General features: G+C 75.0%; 11 protein-coding genes and 1 tRNA gene. 8 read left to right on the top strand and 4 right to left on the bottom strand.

Annotation, left to right across the window (positions count from 1 at the left end; all coding sequences use genetic code 11):
- Positions 1-3 precede the first annotated feature (3 nt).
- Positions 4-885 carry a fused MFS/spermidine synthase gene (locus AB0F13_RS11035; protein ID WP_362078605.1) on the bottom strand — a complete coding sequence of 294 codons (882 nt, stop codon included), beginning with the start codon at positions 883-885 and terminating at the stop codon, positions 4-6.
- Between the two features lie 32 nt (positions 886-917).
- A complete protein-coding gene (locus AB0F13_RS11030) occupies positions 918-1,388 on the bottom strand; it encodes a hypothetical protein (RefSeq protein WP_362078602.1) in 471 nt (156 codons plus the stop codon).
- 267 nt (positions 1,389-1,655) lie between these two features.
- On the opposite strand from AB0F13_RS11030, the gene AB0F13_RS11025 reads away from it, so the two are divergent.
- Positions 1,656-3,032, top strand: a complete 1,377-nt coding sequence (locus tag AB0F13_RS11025) for a tetratricopeptide repeat protein (protein WP_362078599.1) — start codon at positions 1,656-1,658, stop codon at positions 3,030-3,032.
- A 58-nt stretch (positions 3,033-3,090) separates the two neighbouring features.
- Here the strand turns inward: AB0F13_RS11025 and AB0F13_RS11020 are convergent, their stop codons facing one another.
- Positions 3,091-3,684, bottom strand: coding sequence for a histidine phosphatase family protein (locus AB0F13_RS11020; RefSeq protein WP_362078596.1), 594 nt, complete (start codon positions 3,682-3,684; stop codon positions 3,091-3,093).
- Positions 3,685-3,890: 206 nt separating this feature from the next.
- Between AB0F13_RS11020 and AB0F13_RS11015 the strand changes: the two genes are divergently transcribed.
- The 7 genes from AB0F13_RS11015 (at position 3,891) to AB0F13_RS10985 (ending at position 10,660) form a co-directional block, all read left to right on the top strand.
- Positions 3,891-4,880 (top strand): phosphatase PAP2 family protein, encoded by a 990-nt coding sequence (locus tag AB0F13_RS11015; protein ID WP_362078593.1) that lies wholly within the window; start codon positions 3,891-3,893, stop codon positions 4,878-4,880.
- The gene (locus AB0F13_RS11010; RefSeq protein WP_362078590.1) at positions 4,801-6,009 is read left to right on the top strand and encodes a hypothetical protein; all 1,209 of its coding nucleotides are present in this window, start codon (positions 4,801-4,803) and stop codon (positions 6,007-6,009) included. Before AB0F13_RS11015 ends, AB0F13_RS11010 begins: the two co-directional genes overlap by 80 nt.
- Before the next feature lie 208 nt (positions 6,010-6,217).
- Positions 6,218-7,816, top strand: coding sequence for a hypothetical protein (locus tag AB0F13_RS11005; protein WP_362078587.1), 1,599 nt, complete (start codon positions 6,218-6,220; stop codon positions 7,814-7,816).
- Between the two features lie 8 nt (positions 7,817-7,824).
- Positions 7,825-9,165 carry an AAA domain-containing protein gene (locus tag AB0F13_RS11000; RefSeq protein ID WP_362078846.1) on the top strand — a complete coding sequence of 447 codons (1,341 nt, stop codon included), beginning with the start codon at positions 7,825-7,827 and terminating at the stop codon, positions 9,163-9,165.
- 281 nt (positions 9,166-9,446) lie between these two features.
- Complete coding sequence (locus AB0F13_RS10995) at positions 9,447-9,815, top strand: hypothetical protein (protein WP_362078584.1); 369 nt, start codon at positions 9,447-9,449, stop codon at positions 9,813-9,815.
- A 134-nt stretch (positions 9,816-9,949) separates the two neighbouring features.
- Positions 9,950-10,531, top strand: a complete 582-nt coding sequence (locus tag AB0F13_RS10990; RefSeq protein WP_362078581.1) for a bifunctional DNA primase/polymerase — start codon at positions 9,950-9,952, stop codon at positions 10,529-10,531.
- Between the two features lie 55 nt (positions 10,532-10,586).
- Positions 10,587-10,660 (top strand) — tRNA-Lys (locus AB0F13_RS10985).
- A 125-nt stretch (positions 10,661-10,785) separates the two neighbouring features.
- Here AB0F13_RS10985 and AB0F13_RS10980 read toward each other — a convergent pair.
- Positions 10,786-12,027 carry a M6 family metalloprotease domain-containing protein gene (locus AB0F13_RS10980; RefSeq protein WP_362078578.1) on the bottom strand — a complete coding sequence of 414 codons (1,242 nt, stop codon included), beginning with the start codon at positions 12,025-12,027 and terminating at the stop codon, positions 10,786-10,788.
- Positions 12,028-12,241 lie beyond the last annotated feature (214 nt).

Here is a 12,241-nt window from a genome sequence, read left to right as displayed (position 1 = left end):
CGGCTACTCGAAGACCGAGGGCGGCGGCGCCGGTGAGGGCCGGGCGCTCGCGTCGGTGACGGGTGCCGCGCCGCCGGTGAAGTCGGCCAGTGCGCGGCCGTGTTCGACCCGTCCCTGGTGCGGGTCGGTGGCGGCCCGCCGGGTCAGCTCGGCGACCGGCAGCTCGCGGTCGGCGGCGAGCAGCACGGCGTTGCCGAAGCGGCGCCCGCGCAGCACCGCCGGGTCGGCGGTCAGGCACAGCTCGGGGAAGACCGTCCATGCGGTCGCGATCTGCGCCTTGACGTGGGCGAGCGGCGGGCCGTCCGCGAGGTTCGCGGCGTAGAAGCCGCCCGGCCGCAGCGCCCGCCGCACCTCGCCCGTGAACTCCGTGCTGGTCAGGTGCGCGGGTGTGCGGGCGCCGCTGAACACGTCGGCGATGATCAGGTCCGCCCAGCCGTCCGGCACCTTGGCCAGGCCCTCGCGGGCGTCGCCGCCGCGCACCCGGATGCGCCAGCCGGCGTCCAACGGCAGCTCGGCCCGTACGAACTGCACGAGCGGCCCGTCGATCTCGACGATCTGCTGGGTGGAGCGGGGCCGGGTGGCGGCGATGTACCGGGCGAGCGTGAACGCGCCGCCGCCCAGGTGCAGCGCCTGGATGGGCTTTCCGGGGGGCGCGACGAGGTCGGCGATGTGGCCCAGGCGGCGCTGGTAGGCGAAGTCCAGATACGCGGGGTCGTCGAGGTCCACATGGGACTGCGGGGCCCCGTCGATCAGGAGCGTCCGGCCGCGCGGCCGGTCGCGGTCGGGTACGAGCTCCGCGAGACCGCCCGCCACCTGCGCGGATACCGGTTCCGCGGCGCGTCCGCGCCCGTGCTTCTGCTTGTCTCCTGCCACCCGTCGTGCCACCCGTCCAGTATCGCCGGTGCCGGGCGGCGGGCTTACCGGCAGCGGTCGACGGCCTCGATGGTGCGGGCCGCCTCACCGAGCGCGGCGCGCAGCACGGCAGGGTCGGTGGCGGCGCCGAAGGCGGCGTCCGGTGCGACCAGCCAGCCGGTGCCGGTGACGGGCGGCTCGGGGAAGGCGCCGGTGCGCACGCCGCGCCCGTAGGTCTGGGTGCAGGCGCTGCCCGGCAGGTCCCAGCCGTCCGCGGTGCCGGCGGGGACGAGGAAGCCGAGGGTGTCGCAGTCGCCGTCGTGCAGGACGGGCCCGACGCCGTCGCGCAGCCGCAGGATGTCGACCGCCTCCAGGCCCTGGCGGGCGGGCACGGTGACGAGGTCGCAGGGCCGCACCTCGGCGGCGTCCTCACCGGAGGCCGGCGGCGGGCAGGGGGACGCGCTGTGGTCCTGACGCGGCCGGCGCAGCGCCGTCGTCCGCGAGCCGCCGCCGATGTCCAGTCCGGCCTCCGCCACGGGAAACCCCTCCTCACGCCGTGCCCACTCCGCGTCGAGCGTGTCACGCTCGCCGAGTTCAACGCCCGTGCGCGTCAACGGCTACGGCGCCATGCCGCTGCAAAGGATGGCAGTTCATGGCGGATGACAGGTGGGATATCCGTTTTATAGCCAAACCGGAGGTAGTGGCCTCGCCACAGCCGGTACGGTCATCACGCCACACGGCAGCACAGCCGCCCGCCCCCGCGGGTTGCCCGCGGGGCGGCTCGCCAGGGAGAGGGTCCGGCCATGGCGTCGCACCGCGCGTCCTCGTCACCGCGTCCGAACACCGCCTTCCGGGAGCTGCGGGGACAGCGCTCACCTGGCGAGTTCGCGGCGGCCGTGCGCCGGGCGGCCCGTGAGATCGGCGAGCACGTCTCGTGCGACGCGCGCTACATCGGACGCGTCGAATCCGGCGAGATCCGCTGCCCCAACTACGCCTACGAACGGGTGTTCCGGCATATGTTCCCCGGCCGCGAACCGGAGGACATGGGCTTCGCACCGCGCGAAACAGTGCGCGGACGAGGGGCGCGCAAGAAGGGCTTCGCGCCCTCAGGGCAGACCGAGAGCCCGGCCGAAAGCCGTACCTCCGGTGCGGTGGACGGCTCCTTCGACAGCACCGAGGAGAGCGACGTGTTGCGTCGCGCGTTCATGACCACGGGGACGGCCGCCATGGCCGCCGCCTCGCTGGGCGGCGCCCCGGCCGCCCGTGCGCAGCGTCGCGCGGGCACGGCCGAGGCCGCCGCCGTGGAGCAGGCGGTGCGGCGCATCCGGCTGCTCGACGACCGGCACGGCGCCGACGGTCTCTACCGGCGCGCGGCCAGGCCGCTGAAGGCGGCGTACGAACTGCTCGACGCACAGGCGCTGCGGCAGTCGGTGGCCGACCGGCTGCACGCGGGTGCGGGTGAGCTCGCGATCTCCGTCGGCTGGCTGGCCCACGACTCGGGCCGCTTCGCCGACGCCCGCTCGCACTACGCGGAGGCACTGGCCACGGCGCGCGTCGCGGGCGACCCGGCGCTGGAGGCGCACGCCTTCTGCAACACGGCATTCCTCGCGCGGGACGCGGGGCGCCCCCGGGAGGCCGTCCGCGCCGCGCAGGCCGCCCAGCGGGCCGGCCGGCAGCTGGGGTCGGCGCGGCTGATGTCCCTGCTGACGCTGCGGGAGGCGGGCGGCTGGGCGCTGCTGGCGGACCGGGCGGCGACCGAGGAGGCGCTGCTGCGGTCGCGGACGCTGTTCGGGCGGGGCGCCGGTGAGGCCGACCCCGAGTGGATGAGCTTCTTCGGCGAGGCGGAGCTGGAAGGGCTGGCGGCCCAGTGCTGGTCCGCCCTCGGCGACTGGCGGCGGGCGGCGGAGCACGCGGACCGCGCGGTGGCCCTGCAGGACCCGCACTTCACGCGGAACATCGCGCTCTACACGGCCCAGCTGGCGGGCGACCTGGCCCGGGGCGGCGCCCCGGACGAGGCGGCGGTCGCGGGCGGCCGCGCGGTGGCCCTGCTGGACCAGGTCCAGTCGGCGCGCATCCGCACGATGCTCACCGCGACGGCGCGGCTGCTGAGACGGCATGCGGGCAATCCGGCGGTGGCCACGTTCCTGGCCCGCCACGGGTCGGCCGCCCAGCCGGCCTGAGCGGGGCCCGCCCCGGCCCCGGCCCGGGCGGACGCCTCCCGCTGCCGCCGCCGAAGGGTCAGGCCAGGTGGCCCGTGTCGTTCCAGCGCTCCAGCGCGGGCGCGCCGTAGGCCCAGCCCAGGGTCGACAGCGACGTCGGGTCGAGCCGGATGCGGGAGCCGAAGAAGATGTCCTCGCCCAGCCAGCGTGCGGCGATCGTGCGCAGGATGTGACCGTGGGCGAAGATCAGGACGTCGCGGTCGGCCGAGCGGGCCCACTGGACGACCTCGTCGGCGCGTGCGGTGATCTGCGCCCGGCTCTCTCCTTCAGGGACGCCGTCGCGCCAGATGAGCCAGTCCAGGCGCCCCGCCTTGATCTCGGCCGGGGTCATGCCCTCGTACGAGCCGTAGTCCCACTCCAGCAGGGCGTCCCAATCGGTGGCCCGGTCGCCGAAGCCGGCCAGCTCGCAGGTCTCCTTGGCGCGCACCAGGGGGCTCGTACGGACCTCCGCGTCCGGCAGCGCGCTCCAGGGGGTGCGCTGCAGCCGCTCGCCCAGCAGCTTGGCTCCGCGCCGTCCCTCGTCGAGCAGCGGGATGTCCGTGCGGCCGGTGTGCTTCCCGGACAGCGACCACTGCGTCTGTCCGTGCCGGGCCAGCAGGATGCGCGGTGCCATGGCGAGGCCCCTTCAACATTTCGGTGACGTTCCGTATCCATCATCACTCACGTCACCCACAGGCAACCCCCCGGCCGGTCCCGGCGTCTCCTCTCCAGCACCGTGAGGTTTGTGTGAAGGCCGGGGCGGTGTGCGAGCAATGTGGCGTACACCGTACGGTTGCAAGCGCGCTTGTTGGTCGCCTGAATACATGGAGAGCCGTCCGGATGTACCGCACCGCACCACGAGGGAAGCGGCCGCGCTGGTGGACCGAACTGCCACTGATAGCCGTGGTGTACGGACTGTACTCGGCGGGCCGGCTGCTGGTCAGAGGCGATGAGCAGTCGGCCGTGGATCACGGCCTGTCGATTCTCGATCTTGAAAAAACGTTCCGAATAAACTTCGAGCACCCGCTCAACCGGCTGTTCACCGGTCACGCCTCCCTCGGCATACCCGCCGACTTCGCCTACGCCTCCCTGCACTACCTCCTCACCCCCGCGATCCTGGTCTGGCTCTTCAGGCGCCGTCCCGACGACTACCGCCGGATGCGGACCTGGCTGATGATCTCCACCCTCATCGGCCTCATCGGCTTCACGCTCCTGCCCACCTGCCCGCCACGGCTGCTCGACCCGTCCTACGGCTTCGTCGACACCATGCACCAGTACTCGGAGTACGGCTGGTGGGGCGGTGACGCCAGCGCTCCGCGCGGGCTGGGCGGGCTCACCAACCAGTACGCGGCCATGCCGAGCCTGCACGTCGGCTGGGCCCTGTGGTGCGGGGCCGTGCTCTGGCGCCGGGGGCGCTCGGCCTGGGCGAAGGCCGCAGGTGTCGCCTACCCGCTCGCCATCACCCTCGTGGTGATGGGCACCGCCAACCACTACTTCCTGGACGCCGCCGCCGGCGCCGCCGTCATGTGCGCCGGCTACCTGCTGGCCCGGCCCGCGCTGCGCCTCGCCGAGCGGATCCGCGGCCTCGCCGGCCGCACGATGGCCCCGGGAACCGCCGGGACGCCCGCGAATGTCAGTGCCGGGTGCGAGACTTCGGCGAGTACAGCGCTTGCCCGGACGACCTCCGCCGGCTTCCCGGCCGGAGCCGGCCGCCCGGGAGCGCCGGAGAGACTTCGCGAGGCGGAGGCCAGTGACCAGATCCCCCGACAGCCGGCCCGGGGCGAGGCCGGAGAAAGCCGCACCGACGACGCTGCGGCAGCGGCTCGCTGAGCTGCGCGGCCCCTCCGTCGCGCCGCTCCCGCTCGACGCCCGCGCGCTCGCCGCGCTGGCCGCCAACCCCGGCTGCCACCGCCGGGCCCTGCTCGACGGCGCCGGCGTGGACAAGGCCGCGCTGGCGCGGGCGCTCGGCTCGCCGGCGGCGTTCGGGCAGTCCCAGTTCGCCTTCGTGCGCGGCCACGCCTTCGAGGCGCGCGTCAAGGGCGACGGCGGTGCGGAGCTGATCCGGCTGCTGCACGAACGGCTGGCCGACGGCTCGGTCCCGCCGAGCGGACCGGACGGCGTCGACACCCCCGATCTGTCCGCCGCCGGGCCCGAGGGCCGCACGGCCCGCACGGCCCTCGCCCTGCGCGAGGCCACGGCCGCCGGCCGGTGGGCGCTGCTGGACCACCCCCTGCTGGCCCTGACGGTCGCCGGGACGCCCGCCTACCTGGAGCCGGACGCGGTGGTCGTGCACCCCGACGGCAGCTGGACGGTCGTCGAGATCAAGTCCTTCGCCATGGTCGACGGCTCGGCCGACTCCGCGAAGGTGGGCGCCGCGGCGCGGCAGGCCGCGGTGTACGCCCTCGCGCTGGAGCCCGTCGCCGAGCGCGTGGCACAGGGCGCGACCGTGCGGCATCACGCACTGCTGGTCTGCCCCAAGGACTTCTCCAACCTCCCCGACGCCGCCCTCGTCGACCTCCGCAAGCAGCTCGCCACGACCCGCCGCCAGCTGGACCGGCTGACGGGCGTCGCGGACATCGCGGCCCAACTGCCTCCCGGCACGACCTTCGACCTGTGCCCGGCCGACGACGGCCGCACGCCGACGCGCCCCGCAAACGAGCTGGCCGACGCCGTCGAAGCGGTGGCTGCGGCGTACGCCCCCGAGTGCCTGGCGGCGTGCGAGCTCGCCTTCCACTGCCGCGCCCGGGCCCGGGCCGCGGGCTCGGTGCAGACCCTGGGGCGCGGACTGCGCGCCGAGCTGGGCGGCCTGACCACGATCGAGTCGGTCCTCGCCGCGGCGGCCTGCGAAGCCGGTGACCCCGACGACCCGGCGGTCGCCGCGCTGCGCCGCGCGGCGGCGCTCCGGGCGGAGGCCCTGGCAGCGGGCGGCGCGCTCGCGGCGACGGGAGCGGCGTCGTGATGCCACGGGCACCGCGGCGGGCCCGTGCTCGCCACCGCCGGACGACACCGGGCCGGTCGCCCGCCACCGCGGCGGCGTGGCGCCGAGGCTCCCCTCACGCGTCCCGCCCGGCATCCCCCGTCCGCCGCGACGGCACGCAGCCGCGACGGCGGGGGCCCAACGGCCCGGCGGCGGCCGTGGCCGGCCGGACCCTCTGGAGGGACACCGCATGTCGCTGATCAGCACACTCGCGCGGCTGGAAGCGGCGCGGGAGGGACGGGCGCAGCCGTTGGCCACCGTGCGGCACCGCCATGTCGCCGAGCGGCCCATGGTGCTGGTGCCGCTCACCACCGCCGGGGAGGCGGGGGCGCCGCTCGGCGCGATGGTGGGCACCGAGCGGGACGCGCCGCGGCTGCTCGTCGTGGCGCAGCCGCGCGACCGCGATCTGCGGTTCGCCTTCCTGGCGGAGCTGGCGAGCGAGATGCTGCCGTACATCGAGGGGTACGGCGACGCCGTCGAGCACGAGCAGCGCAAGGAGACCGACCCGGGGACGGGGAAGAAGGTACCGGTCGAGGTCGAGCTGTGCGCCGACGCGCCGCAGCTGCTGGTGCCGGGCGCGGCCGGCGTGGAGTACGTACGGCTGCTCGGCCGCTCGATGCGGTTCCGCCGCACCGCGGAGCAGGATCCCGAGGCCGCCCACCCCGCTCCCCCGCGCGTACCGCTGCTGGGCCGCTGGCTGACGCACTTCGGGGAGCGGGCCCACGTCCCCGGCTCCTCGCTGCTGCTGGCGATGACGCAGGCACTGGGCCGCCATTGGGCGACGGGCCAGAGCGTGCTGGAGGACCAGCACCTGGGCGCGCTGCTCGCCTGGATCGACCCGCCGGCCGGTACGCCCGGCGGGCAGGCGGCACTGCGGGCGGAGCTGGAGCGCGACGCGGACGGGCTGCTCACCACCCCGCCCGCCGGGCCGGCGACGGACCCGGCCTTCGACAACAGGCGGCTGGCGCCGGCCGTCGCCCGCTACGACCGCGCCCGCGCCGAGGCACTGGAGGCCGCCGGGCACCGGTCCGCGGCCGCGCAGGCGGCACTGGGCGAAGCCGAGCGCGCCGTCCGCGAACTCCTCGGGTCCCAGCTGCGCCCCACGTGGGACGCCGTCTGGCACGGCGTCGACCTGCTGCGCGCCCTCCCCGAGGGCGCCCACGTCCCCGACCGCTGGAAGCGTGACCGCTGGTCCTACACCGGGCACCGCGACCGCGTCCGCGCCGGCGAACCCCCGCAGCCCCGGCGCGACGACGCCGTCACGGCGGCCCGCAAGCTCGCGGCCCGCGAGAGCGCGCAGGCCCGGCTGGACGCCCAGGAGGCGCTCGACGACCCGCTGGTGATGGCCGGGCGGCGGCTGGCCGGCCAGGCATTCGCCGGGGAGGTCACCGAGGTGGTGCCGGCGTACTCGCAGGCGAAGGTCCCGCGCCCCCGCCCGCTGGTGACGATCCGCACGGCGGACACCCCGCACCTGGCCGACGGCGTGAAGCTGCACCGCGCGCTGCCGGACGGCAGGGCGCAGACCGCGGAGTTCGTGGTGTCCGTCACCCGCGAAGCGGAGGACCGGTGCGTGACCGTACGACTGACCGGCGGAATGGGCCGCGGCAAAGTGCCCGACACGGGCTCCGTACCCCGGCCGGGGGACCGCGTGTGCTGGACACTCTTCGAACACGCGCCCAGGGGCGGCCCCGAGCTGCCCGACCCCGAGCGGACCCCCTGGACCCACGGCGGCCCGCCGGCCGCCCCGGCCGAAGCCCCCGACCCCGTGACCGCGGAGGACCGTCTGTGACCGTACGCATGGCGCGTGGGCGCGCCTTCGACCCCGCCGGGGCGGCGGCAGCGGCCACGGACGCCATCCTGCGCGACACCCTGCACAGCCCCCACCGCGGCGTGGTCGTGGACTCCCCGCCGGGCGCGGGCAAGTCGACGCTGGTCGTGCGGGCGGCGCGCGAGCTGGCCGGCGCCGGCCGCCCGCTGATGATCGTCGCGCAGACCAACGCGCAGGTCGACGACCTCGTGCTGCGCATCGCCAAGCAGGACCCGCAGCTGCCGGTCGGCCGGCTGCACAGCAACGAGCAGCGCCCCTACGACCCGGCGCTCGACGCGCTCGACCACGTCGTGCCGTCCGCGAAGGCGGCAGACCTCGCCGGGCTGGACGTCGTCGTCTCCACAGCCGCGAAGTGGGCGCACACCAAGGTCGCCGAGCCGTGGGGCCACGCGATCGTCGACGAGGCGTACCAGATGCGCTCGGACGCGCTGCTCGCGGTGGCGGGGCTGTTCGAGCGGGCGCTGTTCGTGGGCGACCCCGGTCAGCTGGACCCGTTCAGCGTGGTGGGCGCGGAGCAGTGGGCAGGGTTGTCGTACGACCCGTCGGCGAGCGCGGTGAGCACGCTGCTCGCGCACAACCCCGGCCTCCCCCAGCACCGGCTGCCGGTCTCCTGGCGGCTGCCCGCCTCCGCCGCGCCGCTGGTCTCGGCCGCGTTCTATCCGTACACGCCCTTCCGCAGCGGCACCGGCCACGGCGACCGCCGGCTGGCCTTCGGGGTGCCGTCCGACGGCTCGGGCCCGGACCGGGTGCTGGACGAGGCGGCCGAGTCCGGCTGGGGCCTGCTGGAGCTGCCCGCGCGGCACACGCCGCGTACGGACCCGGAGGCGGTCGGCGCGGTGGCGCGGGTCGTACGGCGCCTGCTGGACCGGGGCGGTGCCGTGACCAGCGAGACCTCCCCGGACCCGGCCCCGCTCACGGCGGACCGGATCGCGGTCGGCACGGCCCACCGCGACCAGGCCGCGGCCGTGCGCACGGCGCTGGCGGAGCTGGGGGTCACCGGGGTCAGCGTGGACACGGCCAACCGCCTCCAGGGCCGCGAGTTCGACGTGACCGTCGTGCTGCACCCGCTGTCGGGGCGCCCGGACGCCACCGCGTTCCACCTGGAGACGGGCCGCCTGTGCGTCCTGGCCTCCAGGCACCGGCACGCGTGCATCGTCGTCTGCCGGGCGGGCGTCGACCGGCTGCTGGACGAGCACCCCTCGACGGAGCCGGTGCAGCTGGGAGTGACGATGAAGTTCCCGGACGGCTGGGAGGCCAACCACGCGGTCCTGGCCCACCTGACCGAGCACCGGATCGCCTGGCACCCGTAGGAGCGGGCCGCCCGACGGCTTCGCCGGGCACGCCGGCCGGGCCTCCGGACCGCCGGGCCGGAGCCCGGCACACCGCCGCGCGCGGCCGGTGAATGCAGCCCGGGACGGCTGCGGGCCGGCCACGCGGTCTCCGGCCCGCCTGACCGGGCACCGGGTCGCCCGGTGCTCGTGGGAGCGGGCGTCCGGGCGGGCATCCGGCATCGGCGCGGGGCCGGGTGCGGGGCGCACTTGCGCGCGGCAGGACAATGGATGACGGTGCAGACGATTCTGGAGGTATGTACATGTGCGAGCCGAAGCAGGCTCCCGGCGCGCAGGACAGTGCCCCGCGCCGCCTGAAGCCCGCGCAGCTGCTCTTCGAGCCGCCCGAGGCCGTCGCCGATCCGGAGCATTTCTTCGACCTCGAGTCGATCGAGGACCCGCGTGAGCTGCTGGCCCGCTCCACGGAGCTGGCGCTGGCCTTCCGCGCGGCCGCGGACCGGGCGACGGAGTTCCAGGCGGTCGCGGCGGCTCAGCTCGCCGACCCCCGGCACTTCGACAGACTGCCCACGGCAGTGATCGCGGAGTGCGCCGAATGGAGCGAGGACTACACGAAGAAGATGGTGGAGTTCGGCCGCGAGCTGCTGCGCGGCAGCAACAGCACCGTCGAGTGACCCGTACGGCCCATGGTCCCGATCATGGGCCGTTGGCATATGCGGCGCACAAGGTAGCGCACCGCACAGCGCCCTGTCCCGAATTCCGCCAAGTACCGCAGGCGGACCCCGTCGGGCCGCCGACCATAGGGCCCATGAGCTCCTGGCCGCACCCTCCGCACCCCGTCCGCCCCCGGCCCGCCGCCCCCAGCGTCACCCTCGCCGGGGCGGACTGGCTCGCCTCCGCCAGCCGTTCCCCCGGCGGCATCCACGCCCTGTGGGCCGACAACGCCATGGCCCCGACCGTGCTGCCCTGCGGCAAGATCTTCGATGTGATCGACGCGCCGATGCTGTTCGGCCGCCGGATGCTCGATCACCTGTGGTCGGCCGCCGGCCCCGGCTCGGGGCCGGTGGCGGCCCAGCGCGGCAGGCTGCTGCTGTTCGCCGCGCCCGGCTCGGCCCAGCGGCTGCCCGCCCTGCTGGAGTGGGAGGAGTGGGGACAGCGTGCGGACGGCGGCCGGGCCCTGCCCCCGCTCCTCTTCTACGGCACGGGCGACGCCGTGACCGTCCCCCCGCTGTATCCCCAGCCCGACGGGACCGAGCCCACGCCCGCCGCCGTCCGCTGGCTGCTCGCGCCGGAGACCCGCCACCCATGGCTTCCGGGCGCGGACGCGCTGCTGTGGGCCTGCGTACGGGCCGCCCGGGCGGGCTCTGTACCCATGCAGGCGCGGGGCTGAAACATACGGATTTTCTTTCCACCGGATCAGGGTGCTAAAGTTTCCACGTCAGCAGGCGCCGCTAGCTCAGTTGGTTAGAGCAGCTGACTCTTAATCAGCGGGTCCGGGGTTCGAGTCCCTGGCGGCGCACAGACAGACGAAGGGCCTCATCGGAAGATGGGGCCCTTCGCCGTATGCCCCGGGACACCCCGAAGCGCCGGGAGAGCCCGGGGAGACCACCGGGAAAAGCCCGGGAGGCACCGGCCCGCCCCGCCTCAGCCGCGTCTCACCTTCACCGTCCAGGACCCTGTCGCCGTGTGACTGCGCACCTCCACCCGGACCCCGTCCGCCACCGAGCCCAGGGACTCCCCGGGGCCGAGCGGCGCGTCCGCCAGCGGCGGGTAGACGGACTGGCCCCAGCAGGCGTGGCCGCCCGGGTGGCCGTCCAGCACCTGGATGGGCCCGCCGCCCGAGGCGGTGTCGCTGCGCACCCGGTAGACCAGCACCCCCTCGGTGCAGGTGGCCGCGTCGTTGCCGGAGGCGCCGCGTGCCTCTATGACGACGGCGCTGGTCACACCCGTACGGACCACGACCATGCGGGTGCGGGAGTCCGCCCCGGGGTGCATCGGGGCCTCGAGCTGCTGGAGGGTGTGCAGGGAGGCGCCGGGGCTGTTGACGCAGTCGACCTGGCGCGGGGACAGCCAGCCCAGCTTCCACTTGTGCCAGCCGAAGGGGTCCGAGGCGAGCCCGAACTGGCTGCCCATGAGGTCCCAGTCGCCGACGTGGGTGTCCCAGTCGCCCTTGCCGTCCGTCGGCCGGTGGTAGAGATCGGGCAGGTCCAGCACGTGCCCGGTCTCGTGGGCCAGGACGTTGCGGTCCGGCGGGTGGTGCTCGAAGACGGTCACCATGCGGCGCAGCTCGGTGCCGTCGACGCGGATGGGCTCCTCGAGGTTGACGACCTTGGTCGCGTCGGAGTCGACGCCGGGGGCGTCGGGGTCGGCGACGAGGTAGACGAGGTTGTAGCGCCGGAAGTCCACCGCACGGTCCGCGGCGGCGATGGCGTCCCGCAGGTAGGCCGAGCGCCGGTCACCGTCCCAGTCGCGCTGTATGTGGTACTCGCCGGAGGTCCGGGGCATCTGGAACCAGCGCTTGACCGGGTGGACGCGCAGCGAGAACCGCCCGTAGGAGGCGCGCTCGAAGAAGCGGGAAGTGCCGGGGAAGTGATCGGCGGCGAGCCGGTCGGGGGAGACGGTGGGCCGTGAGTCCGGGAAGGACAGGAAGATCATCACGGCGTCGAGCCGGCCGACCGGCCGCGGGTAGTCCGGATTCCAGGTGTCGACGCCCTCGGAGTGGTGCGCCTGGCTGCGCGGGAGCGCGCAGGGGCCGCCGGGCCCCTGCGCGTGCGCCGGTGCTGCGACGACGGTCGTGGCGATCGCGCACAGGCAGGTGAACATGGCGCCCAGACGGCGCAGTCGGGACCGGTCCGCGCGGCGTGGCCGCGGCCGGTCCACTCCCATGGGTGTCAGCGGACGCACCACGTCGACCTCCGGGGACGGAATCGGGAGACCTCACCCACCCTCTTGTTATTTGCGGTGTTATGCCCCGTTTCACTACCCCAGTCGAGTGACTAAGCCGACTTCTGGGTACATCACACTCAGTCACGGATGGTCAATCGAGAAGACGCAAACATGCAGCCTCGGGCGTGAGTGCGCGCAAACGCGCATGGATGCA

Source organism: Streptomyces sp. NPDC026206 (assembly GCF_040638465.1).
GTDB lineage: Bacteria > Actinomycetota > Actinomycetes > Streptomycetales > Streptomycetaceae > Streptomyces.
This window is presented reverse-complemented; position numbering and strand designations above follow the sequence as displayed.

Coding starts and splice junctions, on each gene's coding strand:
- AB0F13_RS11025 (WP_362078599.1), top strand. CDS start 1,656: ATGGCGTCGCACCGCGCGTCCTCGTCACCGCGTCCGAACACCGCCTTC.
- AB0F13_RS11020 (WP_362078596.1), bottom strand. CDS start 3,684: ATGGCACCGCGCATCCTGCTGGCCCGGCACGGACAGACGCAGTGGTCG.
- AB0F13_RS11015 (WP_362078593.1), top strand. CDS start 3,891: ATGTACCGCACCGCACCACGAGGGAAGCGGCCGCGCTGGTGGACCGAA.
- AB0F13_RS11005 (WP_362078587.1), top strand. CDS start 6,218: ATGTCGCTGATCAGCACACTCGCGCGGCTGGAAGCGGCGCGGGAGGGA.
- AB0F13_RS11000 (WP_362078846.1), top strand. CDS start 7,825: ATGGCGCGTGGGCGCGCCTTCGACCCCGCCGGGGCGGCGGCAGCGGCC.
- AB0F13_RS10995 (WP_362078584.1), top strand. CDS start 9,447: ATGTGCGAGCCGAAGCAGGCTCCCGGCGCGCAGGACAGTGCCCCGCGC.
- AB0F13_RS10990 (WP_362078581.1), top strand. CDS start 9,950: ATGAGCTCCTGGCCGCACCCTCCGCACCCCGTCCGCCCCCGGCCCGCC.
- AB0F13_RS10980 (WP_362078578.1), bottom strand. CDS start 12,027: ATGGGAGTGGACCGGCCGCGGCCACGCCGCGCGGACCGGTCCCGACTG.